Here is a 16769-nt window from a genome sequence, read left to right as displayed (position 1 = left end):
TAGCTGCAAACGCCTGAAAGCAGACGGTCAGGGAGGTTACCGTCGGTTCTGTGTTTGCTGCAGAACGTCGCCAGTTGATCCTCGAAATGGTGCGCGCCAACGGAGCCGTGTCGCTCCGTGAGCTGGCCCGCGTCGTCCAGACCTCCGAAGTGACCGTGCGCCGGGACGTACGGGCGCTGGAGGCAGAAGGGCTCCTCGACCGCCGGCACGGCGGCGCGGTGCTCCCCGGCGGCTTCAGCCGCGAACCCGGCTACCCGCAGAAGACCCACCTCTCCGCGGCCGAGAAGAGCGCCGTCGCGGACCTCGCCGCCGGGCTGGTGGAGGAGGGCGACGCGGTCGTCGTCGGCGCCGGCACCACGACCCAGGAGCTGGCCCGCCGGCTCGCCCGGGTGCCCGGCCTCACCGTGGTCACCAACTCGCTGCTCGTCGCCCAGGCGCTGGCGCACGCCAACCGGGTGGAGGTGGTGATGACCGGCGGCACCCTGCGGGGCTCCAACTACGCGCTGGTCGGCAGCGGTGCCGAGCAGTCGCTGCAGGGGTTGCGGGTGTCCAAGGCCTTCATCTCCGGCAGCGGGCTCACCGCCGAACGCGGGCTGTCCACCACCAACATGCTGTCCGCGAGCGTGGACCGGGCGCTGGTGCAGTCGGCCGCCGAGGTGATCGTCCTCGCCGACCACACCAAGCTCGGCGCGGACACCATGTTCCAGACCGTGCCCACCGAGACCATCACCCGGCTGGTCACCGACGAGCACGCGACCGCCGACGACACCACCGCGCGCGAGCTGGACGCGCTCGCCGACTGCGGGGTGCAGATCGACCTGGCACCGCTCGGCGCGGCCCCCACCGGGGACGCCCCGGTGCACGGCACCGGCAGCGGGCCCGTCCACCAGACCCAGCCCGGCCCGCTGCCGCGCCGGGCCGCCCCGCCCCCCGGCGGCGCCCCGCTGCCCGGCCAGCGCCGCCCCGGGGCGCACGGAGGCCCGGCCGGGCCGGGCGGGCCGGGCGGAATGTCGGTCCGCCTGGCCGAGCTGGGCGTCCCGCGCGGGCGGTGAGGACGATCGCCGCCGCGAACGCGACCGGTCCGCACACCCCGAGGGCGTACGGACCGGTCGGTGCTCGGTGGACCTGCGTCAGTCCTTGATCTCGCAGAGGGCGGCGCCGCTGCTGACGCTGGCGCCGACCTCGGCCTTGAGGCCGACGACGGTGCCGGCCTTGTGGGCGTTGAGGGGCTGCTCCATCTTCATGGCCTCCAGGACGACGATGAGTTCGCCCTCCGCGACGACCTGGCCCTCCTCGACGGCGACCTTGACGATCGTGCCCTGCATCGGCGAGGCCAGCGTGTCACCGCTGACGGCCGAACCGGCCTTCTTCGCCCCCACGCGGCGCTTGGCCTTGGCCGCGCCCGTGGCGCCCACGGCCGGAGCCGTCGACACGCCGAGGGAGGAGGGCAGGGAGACCTCGATGCGCTTGCCGCCGACCTCGACGACGACGGTCTCGCGGCCCTCGGCCTCCTCGCCCTCGCCGGCGGCACCGGCGAACGGGGCGATGGTGTTGTCGAACTCGGTCTCGATCCAGCGGGTGTAGACCGTGAACGGCTCGTCGCTGCCGTGGACCTCGGGCGCGAACGCCGGGTCCGTGACGACCGCCTGGTGGAACGGGACGGCGGTGGCCATGCCCTCCACCCGGAACTCGTTCAGGGCACGCCTGGCACGCTCCAGGGCCTGCTTGCGGTCGCGGCCGGAGACGATCAGCTTGGCCAGCAGGGAGTCCCACGCCGGGCCGATGACCGAGCCGGTCTCGACACCGGAGTCCAGGCGCACGCCCGGACCGGACGGCGGGGCGAACAGCGTCACCGTGCCGGGGGCGGGCAGGAAGCCGCGGCCCGGGTCCTCGCCGTTGATGCGGAACTCGAACGAGTGGCCGCGCACCTCGGGGTCGCCGTAGCCGAGCTCCTCGCCGTCGGCGATGCGGAACATCTCGCGGACCAGGTCGATGCCGGTGACCTCCTCGGTCACCGGGTGCTCGACCTGCAGGCGGGTGTTGACCTCCAGGAAGGAGATCGTGCCGTCCAGCGCGACGAGGAACTCGCAGGTGCCGGCGCCGACGTAGCCGGCCTCCTTGAGGATGGCCTTGGAGGCGCGGTACAGCTCCGCGTTCTGCTCGGGGGTGAGGAACGGCGCGGGGGCCTCCTCGACGAGCTTCTGGTGGCGGCGCTGCAGCGAGCAGTCACGGGTGGAGACGACCACGACGTTGCCGTGCTTGTCCGCCAGGCACTGGGTCTCGACGTGACGCGGGTTGTCGAGGTAGCGCTCGACGAAGCACTCGCCGCGCCCGAACGCCGCGACGGCCTCACGGACGGCGGACTCGTAGAGCTCCGGGATCTCCTCCAGGGTGCGGGCGACCTTGAGGCCGCGGCCGCCGCCGCCGAAGGCCGCCTTGATCGCGACCGGGAGACCGTGCTCCCGGGCGAAGGCGACGACCTCGTCCGCCCCGGAGACGGGGTCGGGGGTGCCGGCGACCAGCGGGGCGCCGGCGCGCTGGGCGACGTGGCGGGCGGTGACCTTGTCGCCGAGGTCGCGGATGGCCTGCGGGGGCGGGCCGATCCAGGTCAGACCCGCGTCGATGACGGCCTGGGCGAACTCCGCGTTCTCCGACAGGAAGCCGTAACCGGGGTGGACCGCGTCCGCGCCCGAGTCCTCGGCGGCCTTCAGGACCTTCGCGATGTCCAGGTAGCTGGTGGCCGGGGTGTCACCGCCCAGCGAGTAAGCCTCGTCGGCCGCGCGCACGTGCAGCGCATCCCGGTCCGGCTCGGCGTAGACGGCGACGCTGGCGATACCGGCGTCCGAGCAGGCCCGGGCGACGCGGACGGCGATTTCCCCGCGGTTGGCGATGAGCACCTTGCGCACTGTGGCTCCCTTCTTGAACCTCGTTGAGTTTATGGATTCCTGGGCAGTACCGGCGAGTAGCCCCAGGTTGTGAACTATCCCACACGGACGGTGATCTGTTGCGCGGCCCGGTGGACGGCCCCGCGGACGTCCCCGCAGGCGGGGCGCTCGGGGCGGGTGCGACCCGGTGTCGGCGCGGTCGCGACGCGGCGGCGTGGCGGGCCGGTGGGCTTGGCCACACTCACGCGGGGGCCGGGGTCTGGGTGCTCCTGCGCAGGGCGTCGGCGGTGACGTCGGCGGCGAGTTCGACGACATCGGGGCCGTACGCCTTGGGGTTGACGACCTTGAGGACCAGCACGAAGGAGCTGTCCTCGGTGTGCCGCCGGGCGAGCTTGCGGTGGTTGGCGACCAGGTGGCGGACGGCGGCGTGGTTGGCGACCGCGGTCTGGCCCGCGACCAGGAAGGTCGGCCGGTCGCCGGCCGTCGGGTGCAGCCGGGCGAGCAGGACGAAGGAGTGGCCGCCGGTGGGCTCGTCCTCGTCCGCGTACCGATACTCCGTGCTGCCCACGGTCAGGACCGGCACGCGGCCGTCGGGGTCCGGGACGTATTCGACCCCGGGCAGCCAGGACGCCAGGTGGGCCGCCGTCCGCTCGTTGCTGGTCGGGCCGCCGATGCAGAACTCGCCCTTGTCCCCGAGGCCTTGGCGGACCTCGTCGTGCGCCACCAGCTCGGCCCGTGCGCCGCACTCCTTGACCAGCGCGGCCAGCTCCATGAGGGCGTACACGTCGTGGCGCGCGACGCTCCTCGAATTGGCCGAGGTGGCGTGCCGGTTCACGACGATCAGGCACTCGCTGTCGGCGGGCAGGCCGAAGAAGGCCCGCACCCGCTCCACCTTGCGGCGCCGCCGCAGGGCTTGGGCGAGCCAGCCGAGCCCGGCGCTGATGGCGCTTGCCACCAGGCCCAGTACGACGTTGAGCACGCTGTCGGTCATCGGTGCCGTCCCTCCCCGTTCGAAACGGCGGACAGCCTAGCCGGGGGCGCGTGTCCGGACCATTGACGGTGCTCCGGCCGGTGCCCAGCGTTCGCCGAATGATGGTCAAGGCGGGGAAGTCGGGCGCTGCGGCGGCCGTCCTGGCGGTGCTCGCGGCGGCGGGGTGCCAGACCGTGGGGTCGACGGTGTCGCCGAGCGCTCCGACCTCGACGGTGGACGCGGCGCAGAGCTGTACGCGGCCTCGGTGTCGCCCGCGAGGACGCTCAAGCTCTACCCGGGCTCCCGGCACGGCGCCGACCTGCTCGCCGACGGCGCCCTGCCCGACGTCCTGGCCTTCCTCGCGCAGAACGTCCCGGTGCGGTGACCTGCCCGGTGCAGTGACCTAGTTGGCGGCCCAGAGGTCGGTGATACGGACGCCGAGGTCGGCCAGCAGGGTGCGCAGCAGCGGCAGCGAGAGGCCGATGACGTTGCCCGGGTCGCCGTCGATGCCCTCGACGAACGGCGCCGAGCGGCCGTCCAGGGTGAACGCCCCGGCCACGTGCAGCGGTTCGCCGGAGGCGACGTAGGCGGCGATCTCGGCGTCGTCCGGGGTGCCGAAGCGGACGGTCGTGGAGGCGGTGGCCGAGGACTGCTCGCCGGTCACGGTGTCGATCACGCAGTGGCCGGTGCGCAGCACGCCGCAGCGGCCGCGCATCGACTGCCAGCGGGCGAGCGCGTCGGCGGCGTCGAGGGGCTTGCCGAGGGCCTGTCCGTCGAGCTCCAGGACGGAGTCGCAGCCGATCACGAGCTCGCCGCCGGCGAGTTCGGCGGCGACGGCCTTGGCCTTGGCCTCGGCGAGGACGAGGGCGAGCTCGGCCGGGGTGGCGGCGGTGATCGCGTCCTCGTCGACGCCGCTGACGACCACGCGCGGGTCGAGGCCCGCCTGGCGCAGCAGTCCGAGGCGGGCGGGGGAGGCGGAGGCGAGGACGAGGGCGCGCTGGTCGGTCATGCCCACCAGGGTAGGGGGTGCCGGTGTCCGCCGTTCGGGTGAACGGCGGCCCCTCGGTGGTCACAGGAGGAGCAGCACGGCGATCACGAGGAGGAAGGCGGCGAGCACCCGGCCGGCGCGGTGCAGTTTCTCCTGCACCCGGCGGGCCTCGGGGGACGGCTCGTCGCGGGGGTCTGACCAGAGCACTCGTCCAGGGTGCGCCGCGTGCGGGGCGGGGCGCCTGAGTATCCGTACTCAGGTTCCGGGCAATCCGGGCGGACGGGCCAGGAACGGGAGGGCGGCCGGACCGGACGCCGGAGAAATGGAAGAAGAGAAGAAGAAAAATGGAAGGGGCGGGAAGTCGGCCGGGCCGACTTCCCGCTCCTCGGGGTGCTGTGCTCAGCTCGCCCATCCGGAGGTCCGCCAGGCGTTGGCGCCGGGACGGACCGCCGGACGGAGCAGGCGGGCGCGGTCGTTCCACGGGGAGGCCGGGCCGACGCCCGCCCGGCGCGCCGCCTCGGCGGCGGCCTGCGCGGCGGCGGCCCGGGCCTGGACCACCGCCAGGACGGTGGCAAGCTCCTCGGGGGTCGGCTGCCCGTGCAGCACGTGGATCGGGGCCATGGCTCAATCCTCTCGCTACGGCCGTGTTCTGGGCAGAGGGCCTACAGGGGGATGTTCCCGTGCTTCTTCGGCGGGAGCACCTCGCGCTTGCCGCGCAGCGCCCGCAGGCCGCGGACGATGTGCCGGCGGGTCTCGCTCGGCGCGATCACCGCGTCCACGTAGCCGCGTTCGGCCGCCAGGTACGGGTTGAGCAGGGTGTCCTCGTACGAGGCGATGAGCTCGGCCCGCTTCGCCTCGGCGGTGCCCGCGGCCTCGGCCTCGGCGATCTCCCGGCGGTGCAGGATGTTGACCGCGCCCTGCGCGCCCATGACGGCGATCTGCGCGGTCGGCCAGGCCAGGTTGAGGTCGGCACCCAGGTGCTTGGAGCCCATGACGTCGTAGGCGCCGCCGAAGGCCTTGCGGGTGATCACGGTGATCAGCGGCACGGTGGCCTCGGCGTAGGCGTAGATCAGCTTGGCGCCGCGGCGGATGATGCCGTCCCACTCCTGCTCGGTGCCGGGCAGGAAGCCGGGCACGTCGACGAAGGTCAGCACCGGGATGTTGAAGCTGTCGCAGGTGCGGATGAAGCGGGCGGCCTTCTCGCTGGCGTTGATGTCCAGGCAGCCCGCCAGGTCCATCGGCTGGCTGCCGACGATGCCCACCGACTGGCCCTCGACCCGGCCGAAGCCGGTGATGATGTTGCCGGCGTACAGCGGCTGGGTCTCCAGGAACTCGCCGTCGTCGACGATGTGCTCGATCACCTTGCGCATGTCGTACGGCTGGTTCGCCGAGTCCGGCACGATCGTGTCGAGTTCGAGGTCCTCGTGGGTGATCGCGAGGTCGGCCTGCTCGGGGTAGGACGGCGCGTCGCTCAGGTTGTTGGAGGGCAGGTACGAGAGGAGGCTCTTGACGTACTCGATCGCCTCCTTCTCGTCCGTGGCCAGGTAGTGCGCGTTGCCGGACTTGGTGTTGTGGGTGCGCGCGCCGCCCAGCTCCTCCATGCCGACGTCCTCGCCGGTGACGGTCTTGATGACGTCCGGGCCGGTGATGAACATGTGCGAGGTCTGGTCGGCCATCACGACGAAGTCGGTGATCGCGGGGGAGTACACCGCGCCGCCCGCGCAGGGGCCCATGATCAGCGAGATCTGCGGGATCACGCCGGAGGCGTGCACGTTGCGGCGGAAGATCTCGCCGTACAGGCCGAGCGAGACCACGCCCTCCTGGATCCGGGCGCCGCCGGAGTCGTTGATGCCGATGACCGGGCAGCCGGTCTTCAGCGCGAAGTCCATGACCTTGACGATCTTCTCGCCGAAGACCTCGCCGAGGGAGCCGCCGAAGACGGTGAAGTCCTGGGCGAACACCGCGACCTGGCGGCCGTCGACGGTGCCGTAGCCGGTGACCACGCCGTCGCCGTACGGGCGGTTCTTCTCCTGCCCGAAGTTGGTCGAGCGGTGCCGGGCGAACTCGTCGAACTCGACGAAGGAGTCCTCGTCCAGCAGCTCCGCGACCCGCTCCCGGGCCGTCAGCTTGCCCTTGGCGTGCTGCTTCTCCACCGCCTTGGCGGAGCCGGAGTGCACCGCCTCGTCGATCCTGCGCCGCAGGTCGGCGAGCTTGCCCGCGGTGGTGTGGGGGTCGTACGGGGCCTCGGTCATTCCGGTGGCTCTCCCTGATCCTGGGCCGCGACCTGTTCGAATGCGCGCGGGCCGGAACGGGGGCTCGCGCAGGAGGGCAGGGCGGCGCTGCGAACTACCGTTGAGTAGCGTAGCCAGCGCGGTGCGTTTCTCGTTATGGCCAGCGACACAGTGTTGTTAACGGTCGTTCTGCGGGACGATGGGGCGGCCTACGCGCTCTAGGCTCTGCCTCATGACCGCACCCGAGACCCCCCGCCGCAGTGGACTTCGCGGCTTCGGCCACGCCGGGCCGTCGCCGTGGACCGACCTCGACCGGCCGCCGCTGGACGAGGCGGCGCTGCGCCGCGACCTGGTGCTCCCGGGCGGGCTGTGGACCTCGCTCGACGTCGTCACCGAGACCGGCTCCACCAACACCGACCTCGCCGCCCGCGCTCTGGCCGGCGCGCCGCAGGGCGCCGTCCTGGTCGCCGAGGCGCAGAACGCCGCGCGCGGACGGCTGGACCGGCAGTGGACGGCACCCCCGCGCTCGGGGCTGTTCCTCTCCGTCCTGCTGCGCCCCGAGGAGGTCCCGGTCGAGCGCTACGGCTGGCTGCCGATCCTGGTCGGCGTCGCCGTGGCCAGCACGCTGAACCGGGTCGCCGGCGTCGAGGCCGGGCTGAAGTGGCCCAACGACCTCCAGGTCGAGATCGACGGGGTGGAGCGCAAGCTCGGCGGCATCCTCACCGAGCTGAGCGGCGGCGCCGTGATCGCCGGCCTCGGCCTCAACGTCTCGCTGCGTGACGAGGAACTGCCCGTCCCCACCGCCGCCTCGCTCGCCTTGGCCAGCGCCGCCGTCACCGACCGGTCCACCCTGCTGCGCGCCCTGCTGCGCGAGTTCGCCGAGCTGTACGGCGACTGGACGGCCGCCGCCGGCGACCCGCACGCGAGCGACCTGTTCCGCGCGTACGTCGACCGCTGCACCACGCTCGGCCGCCAGGTCAAGGTGCACCTGCCGGGCGACACCGTGCTGGCCGGCGAGGCGGTGGCCATCGACGGCGACGGGCGGCTGGTGGTTCGTACGCCGGAGGGCGCGCGCCGTGCGGTGGGCGCGGGGGACGTCGTCCACGTGCGCCCCGAGCCCCGCTGAACGGCAGTCTTCACCTCTCCTTGACTCGGGCGGATGCTCCGGATCACGCGATTCCGTGCGAACATTCCACCTGGCAGCGGTGTGAGGCGCGCCACTGTCCGCCCGGGTGGCGGGCGGGCGCCCGGACAGGTAGGACACGAGGCAAGTGCGGCAACCGCACGGGGACGGACCGGTGGCAGGGGACGGCAGCAGCGGCGGGACGGCGGGCAGCCACGACCAGACGGTCGCGCTCGAACTCGAACGCCTGATCCTGGACGCGTCACGCCGCTACACCCCGTACCAGGCCGCGAGGGCCGCCGACGTCCCGATGGAGCTGGCCACGCGGTTCTGGCGGGCGATGGGCTTCCCCGACATCGGGCAGTCCCGGGCGCTCACCGACGGTGACGTGATCGCGCTGCGCCGCCTCGCCGGCCTGGTCGAGTCCGGCCTGCTCAGCGAGTCGATGGCGATCCAGGTGGCGCGCTCCACCGGGCAGACCACGGCGCGGCTGGCCGGCTGGCAGATGGACACCTTCCTGGAGAACCTCACCCAGTCCGTCGAGCCCGGCCTCACCCGCGCCGAGGTCGCCTACCCGCTGGTCGAGCTGCTGCTGCCGGAGCTGGAGCAGTTCCTCGTCTACGTCTGGCGGCGCCAGCTCGCCGCCGTCACCGGGCGGGTGGTGCAGGCCGCCGAGGACCACGAGATCACCAGCGGCCGGCTCGCCGTCGGCTTCGCCGACCTGGTGGGCTTCACCCGGCTGTCCCGGCGGCTGGAGGAGGAGGAACTCGGCGAGCTCGTCGAGACCTTCGAGAACACCTGCTCCGACCTGATCGCCGGCCAGGGGGGCCGGGTCATCAAGACCCTCGGCGACGAGATCCTCTACGTCTCCGAGGACCCGGTGACCGCCGCCGAGATCGCGCTCGGCCTGATCGACGCGCTCGCCGAGGACGACACCATCCCCGCGCTGCGGGTCGGCATGGCCTTCGGCACCGTGACCTCGCGGATGGGTGACGTCTTCGGCACCACCGTCAACCTGGCCAGTCGGCTCACCTCGATCGCGCCCAAGGACGCCGTGCTCATCGACGGCGAGTTCGCCGCCGCGCTGGAGCAACACGGCAGCGTCGCGCCGCCCGACGCGGAAGGACCGGGCCTCGCCGAGGCGCTCTCCGCCGCCGCCGGGATGCCGGCCTCCGGGCTGCCGCTGCCCGCGCCGGACTCCGGGCACCGCTTCCACCTGCAGCCGATGTGGCGGCGGCCGGTGCGCGGGCTCGGGCTGGTCGAGCCGTGGCTGCTGTCGCGGCGGCTGAAGGCGGAGTAGGGGAAGCAGGCGGAGACGGGGAGCCAGGGCGGCCGGGCTCGGGTGGGAGGTGGTCGTCCCCGGTGGGTGCCGAATGGCCGAAGGTCGTCCGGCCCCGAGCGGGTCCGTCCAGGCAAACGGGGCATAACCGAACGAAATCGCCATAGTCTTGGTGCAAGCGGCCGGACGGGTGCGGCTGCCCTCGGGGTCTGGCAGGACCGAGCACAGGGAGCGAGGCGAGCCGGTGAGCAGTGAGGCGACCACGACGGACCGCGGCTGCGACTGCGACGGCTCGGGGCGGCCCCCCGCCGCCCCGCCCGACCTGCGGCTGCAGTCCGTGGTCGAGCTCGCCCAGGACATGGCCGGGGCGCTCACCCCCCTGGAAGCCGTCCGGGCCGCCGCCACCCGGGCCACCGAGGCGCTCGGCGCGACCATGGCGGCCGTCTCCGTCTGGGACCGCGAGTCCGGGCGGCTGCGGGTGCTCGTCAACCACGGCGACCTCGCGCCCGGCGAGGAGGAACTGCCCGAGGACGAGTCCTACCCCGTCGCCGACTTCCCGGAGATCGTCACCTACCTGGAGGAGCGCTGGACCACCGGACGGCTGCCGCGCGCCTGGCTGCAGACCGCCGAGAGCAGCGAGCCCCACCCCGGCCACGTGCCCCCCACCGTCGGCGCGTACTGCCAGGAGCGCGCCGCGGCGCTGCGCCGGCGCGGGCGGGGCTGCTGCGTCGTCGCGCCGATCGTCCTGCACGGGCAGGCCTGGGGTGAGCTCTACCTGGCGCGGGCCGGCGGGGTGCCCGCGTTCACCGAGGCCGACGCCGACTACGCGACCCTGCTGGCCGCTCAGGTCTCGGCCGGGCTCGCCCAGACCGAACGCCTCGCCGACCTGCGCAAACTCGCCTTCTCCGACCCGCTCACCGGCCTCGCCAACCGGCGTGCGGTGGACACCCGGCTGGAGAGCGCGCTGGAGGCGCACAACCGGGCCAACACCGTCGTGTCGTTGGTCGTCTGCGACGTCAACGGGCTCAAGCGGGTCAACGACCAGCTCGGGCACGAGGTGGGCGACCGGTTGCTGGAACGATTCGCCCACCAGCTGTCGCTGGCCGCCGCCAAACTGCCCGGCAGCCTCGCGGCGCGGCTGGGCGGGGACGAGTTCTGCCTGCTCGCGGAAGGGCAGAAGGCGGACGAGGTCGTCGCCGTCGCCGAGGAGCTGTGTGCGCGGGCGCTGGCGCTGTCGGAGGGGGAGGGCGTGGCGTGCGGGGTTGCCTCGACGGGGGATTCCATCGGGCCGGTGACCACGCCTGACCGGCTCTTCCGGCTGGCCGACGCCGCCCAGTACCGGGCCAAGGCCGCCCGCGCCGCCCACCCCGTCGTCGCCGGGCGCAGCCATGGCCCCGGCTTCTCGCCCGATCCCACCGTGCTCCTCGCCGACGCCGCCGACCCCCACCACCGCGCCGACGGCCGCGGCCGGCCCGGCGGACGGTCCGGCACCGGCGACCGCCGCCGGTTCCGCGGCGCCGCCCACAGCGCCGACCCCGGGCAGCTGCTCACCGCCGTCCTCGCCGCCCTCGACCAGCACGGCGCCGCCCGGGCCGTCCACAGCGCCGACACCCTCGGCAAGCTCGTCGTCGTCGCCGAGGCGGCCGCCCGGCTGCTGGACGCCGTCGGCTGGTGGGTCTCGTACGTGCCGCCCGGCTCCCAGCTGATGCGCACCGCCCAGCACGCCGTCTACCGCATGACCAGCGGGCCCAGCAGCACCCGCGCGGAGACCCAGCGGGCCCGGATCGAGGCCCCGGACGCCGTGTTCGACCTCCGCCACTATCCGATGACGCGGCGTGCCGTCCGTGGCGGTGCGTTCGCCCTCCGGGCGGGGGCGGCCGGCAACGATCCGGCGGAGGAGGCGATGCTCGTCGTCTCCGGGTACCGGGGGATGGTCGCGGCGGGTGGGCAGAATCCGGCCGGTGGGTGGCTGGTGGAGCTGTTCGCGGATGATGCGACGCTTCCGTTGGGGCAAGTGGCTTGTGCGATGCGGGCGTTGGTGGCTGTTGCGTTGTCGGGGCCGGCTTCGCCTCCGGGGTGAGGGGCGTTTTTTGGGGGCTTTTCGACAGGGCGGGTGGCCGGGGGGCGGCTCTCGCAGTACTCCTCTTGCCTGGTGGGGGACCTGGGGTGTGGGGGTGCTGGTTGTGTGGGGGCGGGCACGCCCGCGGGGATGTGCCGGTTTGGTGACTGAGGGGTCGCGGGTGCGTCCCGGTTGGTCGGTGGGGGGTGTCCCGGGGGTGTGCGGCGGTGCCATGGTGGCGGTGACGGGGCCGGGGCTTGGCTGGGACGGGGGAACGGGGCCGTGGGTAGACGCTTGGTGAGTGCGGCGGTGGCCGGGGTGTTCGCGTTCGGGGGTGCCGTGGCGGTGGCCGGGCCCGCGGCGGCGGCGCCGGGGGTGGTGCGGACGGCCGGTGCGGTGCCGGCGCCTGTTCCTGCGTCCGCGTCCGCCGTGGTCGGCGGGCACCACGTCACTGACGTGGCGATCACCCGCTACAAGTCCAAGCGCAGGAACCGGGGCTTCGTGTCCCGTGCCTTCGGCCGGTCCTTCGGGTTCTTCTGGGTGCTGCTGCTCGTCGCCGTGCTGATCGTCGTCCTGGTCGTGATCAGTCGCCGCAGCCGGCGTTGAGGGCCCGCAGCACGGCGTCGACCAGCCGGTCGGCGTGGTCGTGGCCGAGTGGGGCGAGACGGTACGTCCAGCGGCGGGTCTCCTTCGTCGGGCCCTGCTTCGGCGCCCACACCGACCTGGCCGAGCTGGGCGAGGTGCCCGCCACCGTCGAGGTGCACCGGTGGGTGCCGCAGCTGTCGGTGCTCGCCCGGGCGGATGCGTTCGTCACCCACGCGGGCCCGGGCGACTCCAGCGAGGTGCTGTTCCACGGGGTGCCGATGATCGCGGTGCCGCAGGCGGCCGACCAGTTCGCCAACGCGGACGCGCTGGTGGGCCTCGGCGTGGCCCGCCGCCTGGACACCGAACAGGCCACCCCGCAGGCGCTGCGCGGTGCGCTGCTGGAGCTGGTCGGCGACCCCGCGGTGGCCGAGCGGTCGGCGGTGCCGGCCGCCGCCGGACGGGCCGAGGGCGGCACCGCGCGGGCGGCCGACCTGATCGAGGCCGAGCTCAGGAGGTGACGGCGGCGGGGGCGGGCGCGGTGATCCGGTCCGGCCGGGTGTAGACGTTCGCGCTCTCCCCGCGCAGGAAGCCCACCAGGGTCAGGCCCAGCTCCTCGGCGAGGTCCACCGCGAGCGAGGACGGCGCCGAGACGGCCGCGAGCAGCGGGACGCCCGCCAGCGCGGCCTTCTGGGTCAGCTCGAACGAGGCTCGGCCGCTGACCAGCAGGACGTGCCCGGTCAGCGGCAGCCGGCCCTCGCGCAGGGCCCAGCCGACCACCTTGTCCACCGCGTTGTGCCGCCCGACGTCCTCGCGGGCGCACAGCAGCTCGCCGGTCGTGGCATCGAACAGGCCGGCGGCGTGCAGGCCGCCGGTGGAGTCGAACGTGCGCTGGGCGGCGCGGAGGCTCTCCGGGAGGCCGTAGAGGAGGGACGGCTCGACGCTGAGCGGGTCCTCGGCGACCGGGTGCCGCACGTGGGTGCGGACGGCGTCGACGGTGTCCCGGCCGCACAGGCCGCAGGCGCTGGTGGTCAGCAGGTTGCGGTGTGCGGAGAGCGGCAGGGTGCGGGCGGCGCCGCGCAGGGTGGCGTCGACGACGTTGTAGGTGTTGGCGCCCGCGTCGTCGGTGCCGGCGCAGTACCGCAGGGCGGCGAGGTCCTCGGTGGTGTGGACCAGGCCCTCGCCGACCAGGAAGCCGGCCACCAGGTCGAAGTCCTGTCCGGGCGTGCGCATGGTGACGGTCAGCGGCTCGCCGCCGACCCGGATCTCCAGCGGCTCCTCCGCCGCCAGCGCATCCGGCCGCACCCCGCGCTCGTTCCCCCTCAGCCGCACCACCCGCCGCCGCGCCGTCGCCCGCGTCATCGCCCTGCCACCTCCGTACGTGTTCCTGGCCCACCAGCGTGCGGCATGGGGGGAGCGGATGGCCACGGGGGGTGCGGCAGGGAGCCGGTGTGCGGTGGCGGGTGGGGCGGCGGAAAATCCGAATGGCGAGCACCTGTTGTCATATCTTCATTCACCTGATGTGATGGTGTATATGGATATGCACAGTGCTGTGGCCCCCGACATGCCGCTCGTCCAGGTCGGCAAGGCCGACGTCAGTGCCGAGGACGTGCTGGCCGTTGCCCGGGGGAACGCCCGGGTCGAGATCGGCCCGGACGCGCTCGCCGAGATGGCGGCGGCCCGGGCCCGGATCGATGCTCTCGCGGCCGAGCCGCGTCCCGTCTACGGCGTGTCCACCGGGTTCGGTGCGCTCGCCGTCCGGCACATCAGCCCCGAGCTGCGCGCCCAGCTCCAGCGCTCGCTGGTGCGCTCGCACGCGGCCGGGATGGGGCCGGCGGTGGAGCGCGAGGTGGTCCGGGCGCTGATGTTCCTGCGGATGAAGACGCTGGCCTCCGGCCGCACCGGCGTCCGTCCGCTGGTCGCCCGGACCATGGCCGCGCTGCTGAACGCGGGCATCACCCCGGTGGTGCGGGAGTTCGGTTCGCTCGGCTGCTCCGGCGACCTCGCGCCGCTCTCGCACTGCGCGCTGGTGCTGATGGGCGAGGGCGTGGCCACCGGCCCGGACGGCGTGGAGAAGCCCGCCGCCGAGCTGCTGGCCGCGGCCGGCATCGAGCCGGTGGAGCTGCTGGAGAAGGAGGGCCTCGCCCTCATCAACGGCACCGACGGCATGCTCGGCATGCTGGTGATGGCCATCTCCGACCTGAGCCGCCTGTTCACCACCGCCGACATCACCGCCGCGATGACCCTGGAGGCGCTGCTCGGCACCGACAAGGTGCTCGCCCCCGAGCTGCACGCCCCGATCCGCCCGCACCCGGGCCAGGCGCTGAGCGCGGCCAACATGCTCGCCGTCCTCAAGGGCTCGGGCCTCACCGGCCACCACCAGGACGACGCGCCGCGGGTCCAGGACGCCTACTCGATCCGCTGCGCCCCGCAGGTGGCCGGCGCGGGCCGCGACACCCTCGCGCACGCCCAGCTGGTCGCCTCGCGCGAGCTCGCCGCCTCGGTGGACAACCCGGTGGTGCTGCCGGACGGCCGGGTGGAGTCGAACGGCAACTTCCACGGCGCGCCGGTCGCGTACGTGCTGGACTTCCTCGCCATCGCGGCCGCCGACCTCGGCTCGATCTCCGAGCGGCGCACCGACCGGCTGCTGGACAAGGCCCGCTCGCACGGCCTGCCGGCCTTCCTGGCCGACGACCCGGGCGTGGACTCCGGTCTGATGATCGCCCAGTACACCCAGGCGGCGCTGGTCAGCGAGAACAAGCGGCTCGCCGTCCCGGCCTCGGTCGACTCGATCCCGTCCTCCGCGATGCAGGAGGACCACGTGTCGATGGGCTGGTCCGCGGCCCGCAAGCTGCGCCAGGCGGTCGAGAACCTGGGCCGGATCCTCGCCGTGGAGCTCACCGCCGCCGCCCGGGCGCTGGAGATCCGTCAGCAGGCCGACACGGCCGGCCGGCTCGCCCCGGCCACCGCGGCCGCGCTGGCCGCCGCCCGGGAGGCGGGGGTCGGCGGCGCCGGCCGCGACCGCTTCCTCTCGCCGGACCTGGAGGCCGCCGCCGCGCTGGTCGCCTCGGGCGAGCTGGTGCGGGCGGTCGAGCGGGTCACCGGCCCGCTGGCCTGATCGCCGGGTGCGGGGCGGCCGGGACGGCTCAGTCCCAGTCGCCCCGCGGACGGCGCTCCGCGCGGTCGCGGTGGTCGCTTCGGGCGGCGGCGAAGTTGACCCCGACGATGCCGGCCCAGCAGGCGATCAGGCCGATCAGCCCGCCGCTCTGGGCGTCGCCGGCGATCGCGGTGAGCGGGATGCCGAGCGCCAGGGAGATCACCGCGAGCCGGGTGCCGGGGCGGCCGGGCGTCCACCCGGGGTGGCGCGGGCGGTGCCGGTGGGCGGGCCCGTGGTCGTCGTACTCGGGCGGCGCCGGGCGCTCGGCCCGGGCGTCCATCCGGGCGTCCAGCCGCTTCAGGAACGAGTCGACCAGCTCCGACTCGTACTCCTTGCCGAGTTCCTTGCGGGCCTGCAGGGTGGCGTCGAGTTCGCGCCGCAGTTCGTCCTGGCGAGTGTCCATGGCCACCAGCGTGGGCCCGCGCCGGGGCCCGGTCCACCCGTTCGCGGGGGGAATCCGGGCGGGCTCAGGGACAAATCAGGGTCGCCCCGGGGTCCGCCGTCCGCTTGTCGGGGCGTCTCACCGGGCGTCCCGCCGTACGAGACATCTTTGCCAGGCGGCGTGTGCTGTTGCACAGTCGTCGTCCGAACTGCTCGCACCCGGAGGTAACGCCGATGACCGCCACCGACGAGACCGGCACGGTCGGCCCCTCCGCGCGGTTGCTCCAGCTCTTCGAGGGGTACCGGCTGACGCCGACCCAGCGGCGGATCGCGCACTCGCTGGTCCGGCACGCCACCGAGGCGCCGTTCCTGTCCAGCGTGGAGGTCGCCGAACTCGCGGGGGTGAGCCAGCCGTCCGTCACCCGCTTCGCGGTGGCCCTCGGCTACGACGGCTACCCGGCGCTGCGCAAGCAGCTGCGTGACCTCGGCGCCGGCGAGGCGCCCGCCCCGGAGGGCCCGCACGAGGCGGTGCGCAACGAGCACCAGCAGGCCGTGCTCGCCGAGATCGAGCACCTGCGCCTCCTCGCCGACCTGCTCGCCGACCCCGAGCCGATCATCCGCGCCGCCCGGCTGCTCGCCGCCTCCCGCCCGCTGCCGGTGCTGGGCCTGCGGGCCGCCTCCGCGCAGGCGCGCGGCTTCGCGTACTTCGCGGCCAAGGTGCACCCGGACATCCGGCTGCTCGACGAGGGCGGCAGCATGCTCGCCGACCGGCTGGAGCAGGCCACCGCGGCCGGTGCGACGGCGCTGCTCTGCTTCGCGCTGCCGCGCTACCCGCGGGAGCTGATGGACGCTCTGGCGGTGGCCAGAGAGTGCGGGTTGACGGTGCTGACGGTGGCCGACAGCGCTTTCGCGCCGGTCGCCAAGCTGTCCGACCTGATGCTCCCCGCGGCCGTCGGCACCGGCCTGGTCTTCGACACCGCGTGCGCGCCGATGATGCTGGGGCGGGTGCTCCTGCAGAGCATGTGTGACGAACTCCCGGGCGCGGAGGCCAGGCTGGAGGCCATCGAACAGTCCGCCGCGGCACGTGGCCTGTTTCTGGAGTAGACACGGCCGG

16 protein-coding genes and 2 pseudogenes are annotated in these 16769 nt (G+C 73.9%); 9 read left to right on the top strand and 9 right to left on the bottom strand.

What is annotated here, in order from left to right; translation table 11 throughout:
• Positions 1-86: 86 nt before the first annotated feature.
• Positions 87-1052 (top strand): DeoR/GlpR family DNA-binding transcription regulator, encoded by a 966-nt coding sequence (locus tag ACWCXH_RS32630; protein WP_449805125.1) that lies wholly within the window; start codon positions 87-89, stop codon positions 1050-1052.
• 78 nt (positions 1053-1130) lie between these two features.
• On the opposite strand, the gene ACWCXH_RS32625 is transcribed toward ACWCXH_RS32630, so the two are convergent.
• Together ACWCXH_RS32625 and ACWCXH_RS32620 are read right to left on the bottom strand one after the other, a co-directional pair.
• Entirely contained in the window at positions 1131-2906 is a 1776-nt protein-coding gene (locus ACWCXH_RS32625) for an acetyl/propionyl/methylcrotonyl-CoA carboxylase subunit alpha (protein ID WP_449805105.1), read from the bottom strand.
• A gap of 220 nt (positions 2907-3126) precedes the next feature.
• A complete protein-coding gene (locus ACWCXH_RS32620; protein ID WP_449805104.1) occupies positions 3127-3876 on the bottom strand; it encodes a hypothetical protein in 750 nt (249 codons plus the stop codon).
• Between the two features lie 163 nt (positions 3877-4039).
• On the opposite strand from ACWCXH_RS32620, the gene ACWCXH_RS32615 reads away from it, so the two are divergent.
• Positions 4040-4240 (top strand): hypothetical protein, encoded by a 201-nt coding sequence (locus ACWCXH_RS32615; RefSeq protein WP_449805103.1) that lies wholly within the window; start codon positions 4040-4042, stop codon positions 4238-4240.
• An 18-nt stretch (positions 4241-4258) separates the two neighbouring features.
• Here the strand turns inward: ACWCXH_RS32615 and ACWCXH_RS32610 are convergent, their stop codons facing one another.
• The 4 genes from ACWCXH_RS32610 to ACWCXH_RS32595 all read right to left on the bottom strand — a co-directional run bounded on the left by ACWCXH_RS32610 (position 4259) and on the right by ACWCXH_RS32595 (position 7095).
• A complete protein-coding gene (locus tag ACWCXH_RS32610; RefSeq protein ID WP_449805102.1) occupies positions 4259-4864 on the bottom strand; it encodes a Maf family protein in 606 nt (201 codons plus the stop codon).
• Between the two features lie 60 nt (positions 4865-4924).
• Positions 4925-5050, bottom strand: coding sequence for a morphogenic membrane protein MmpB (gene mmpB / locus ACWCXH_RS32605; protein WP_449805101.1), 126 nt, complete (start codon positions 5048-5050; stop codon positions 4925-4927).
• 192 nt (positions 5051-5242) lie between these two features.
• Entirely contained in the window at positions 5243-5464 is a 222-nt protein-coding gene (locus tag ACWCXH_RS32600; RefSeq protein ID WP_449805100.1) for an acyl-CoA carboxylase epsilon subunit, read from the bottom strand.
• 41 nt (positions 5465-5505) lie between these two features.
• Positions 5506-7095, bottom strand: coding sequence for an acyl-CoA carboxylase subunit beta (locus ACWCXH_RS32595; protein ID WP_449805099.1), 1590 nt, complete (start codon positions 7093-7095; stop codon positions 5506-5508).
• 211 nt (positions 7096-7306) lie between these two features.
• Here ACWCXH_RS32595 and ACWCXH_RS32590 point away from each other — a divergent pair, with 211 nt between their 5' ends.
• The 4 genes and pseudogenes from ACWCXH_RS32590 (at position 7307) to ACWCXH_RS32575 (ending at position 12141) form a co-directional block, all read left to right on the top strand.
• The gene (locus ACWCXH_RS32590; protein WP_449805098.1) at positions 7307-8200 is read left to right on the top strand and encodes a biotin--[acetyl-CoA-carboxylase] ligase; all 894 of its coding nucleotides are present in this window, start codon (positions 7307-7309) and stop codon (positions 8198-8200) included.
• 172 nt (positions 8201-8372) lie between these two features.
• A complete protein-coding gene (locus tag ACWCXH_RS32585) occupies positions 8373-9497 on the top strand; it encodes an adenylate/guanylate cyclase domain-containing protein (protein WP_449805097.1) in 1125 nt (374 codons plus the stop codon).
• Between the two features lie 337 nt (positions 9498-9834).
• Positions 9835-10977 (top strand): annotated as a pseudogene (locus ACWCXH_RS32580) (diguanylate cyclase domain-containing protein); the annotation flags it as partial.
• A gap of 840 nt (positions 10978-11817) precedes the next feature.
• Complete coding sequence (locus ACWCXH_RS32575) at positions 11818-12141, top strand: hypothetical protein (protein WP_449805096.1); 324 nt, start codon at positions 11818-11820, stop codon at positions 12139-12141.
• On the opposite strand, the gene ACWCXH_RS32570 is transcribed toward ACWCXH_RS32575, so the two are convergent.
• Positions 12119-12286, bottom strand: a complete 168-nt coding sequence (locus ACWCXH_RS32570) for a hypothetical protein (RefSeq protein WP_449805127.1) — start codon at positions 12284-12286, stop codon at positions 12119-12121. The genes ACWCXH_RS32575 and ACWCXH_RS32570 overlap by 23 nt on opposite strands.
• Here ACWCXH_RS32570 and ACWCXH_RS32565 point away from each other — a divergent pair.
• Positions 12243-12638 (top strand): annotated as a pseudogene (locus tag ACWCXH_RS32565) (nucleotide disphospho-sugar-binding domain-containing protein); the annotation flags it as partial. The gene ACWCXH_RS32570 and the pseudogene ACWCXH_RS32565 sit on opposite strands and share 44 nt — an antisense overlap.
• Here ACWCXH_RS32565 and fdhD read toward each other — a convergent pair.
• Positions 12628-13479 (bottom strand): formate dehydrogenase accessory sulfurtransferase FdhD, encoded by an 852-nt coding sequence (gene fdhD / locus ACWCXH_RS32560; protein ID WP_449805095.1) that lies wholly within the window; start codon positions 13477-13479, stop codon positions 12628-12630. The pseudogene ACWCXH_RS32565 and the gene fdhD sit on opposite strands and share 11 nt — an antisense overlap.
• A gap of 202 nt (positions 13480-13681) precedes the next feature.
• Here fdhD and hutH point away from each other — a divergent pair, with 202 nt between their 5' ends.
• A complete protein-coding gene (hutH, locus tag ACWCXH_RS32555; RefSeq protein WP_449805124.1) occupies positions 13682-15235 on the top strand; it encodes a histidine ammonia-lyase in 1554 nt (517 codons plus the stop codon).
• A 28-nt stretch (positions 15236-15263) separates the two neighbouring features.
• On the opposite strand, the gene ACWCXH_RS32550 is transcribed toward hutH, so the two are convergent.
• A complete protein-coding gene (locus tag ACWCXH_RS32550) occupies positions 15264-15677 on the bottom strand; it encodes a hypothetical protein (RefSeq protein WP_449805094.1) in 414 nt (137 codons plus the stop codon).
• A 212-nt stretch (positions 15678-15889) separates the two neighbouring features.
• Between ACWCXH_RS32550 and ACWCXH_RS32545 the strand changes: the two genes are divergently transcribed.
• Complete coding sequence (locus ACWCXH_RS32545; protein WP_449805093.1) at positions 15890-16759, top strand: MurR/RpiR family transcriptional regulator; 870 nt, start codon at positions 15890-15892, stop codon at positions 16757-16759.
• Positions 16760-16769 lie beyond the last annotated feature (10 nt).

This window comes from Kitasatospora sp. NPDC001660 (assembly GCF_053596725.1).
The sequence above is the reverse complement of the archived record's forward strand: the minus strand, read 5'-3'. Positions and strand labels throughout refer to the sequence as shown.

Excerpts from the sequence above, each read along its gene's own strand:
- ACWCXH_RS32630 (WP_449805125.1), top strand. The coding sequence starts at position 87 with ATGGTGCGCGCCAACGGAGCCGTGTCGCTCCGTGAGCTGGCCCGCGTC.
- ACWCXH_RS32620 (WP_449805104.1), bottom strand. The coding sequence starts at position 3,876 with ATGACCGACAGCGTGCTCAACGTCGTACTGGGCCTGGTGGCAAGCGCC.
- ACWCXH_RS32610 (WP_449805102.1), bottom strand. The coding sequence starts at position 4,864 with ATGACCGACCAGCGCGCCCTCGTCCTCGCCTCCGCCTCCCCCGCCCGC.
- ACWCXH_RS32600 (WP_449805100.1), bottom strand. The coding sequence starts at position 5,464 with ATGGCCCCGATCCACGTGCTGCACGGGCAGCCGACCCCCGAGGAGCTT.
- ACWCXH_RS32595 (WP_449805099.1), bottom strand. The coding sequence starts at position 7,095 with ATGACCGAGGCCCCGTACGACCCCCACACCACCGCGGGCAAGCTCGCC.
- ACWCXH_RS32590 (WP_449805098.1), top strand. The coding sequence starts at position 7,307 with ATGACCGCACCCGAGACCCCCCGCCGCAGTGGACTTCGCGGCTTCGGC.
- fdhD (WP_449805095.1), bottom strand. The coding sequence starts at position 13,479 with ATGACGCGGGCGACGGCGCGGCGGCGGGTGGTGCGGCTGAGGGGGAAC.
- hutH (WP_449805124.1), top strand. The coding sequence starts at position 13,682 with ATGCCGCTCGTCCAGGTCGGCAAGGCCGACGTCAGTGCCGAGGACGTG.
- ACWCXH_RS32550 (WP_449805094.1), bottom strand. The coding sequence starts at position 15,677 with ATGGACACTCGCCAGGACGAACTGCGGCGCGAACTCGACGCCACCCTG.
- ACWCXH_RS32545 (WP_449805093.1), top strand. The coding sequence starts at position 15,890 with ATGACCGCCACCGACGAGACCGGCACGGTCGGCCCCTCCGCGCGGTTG.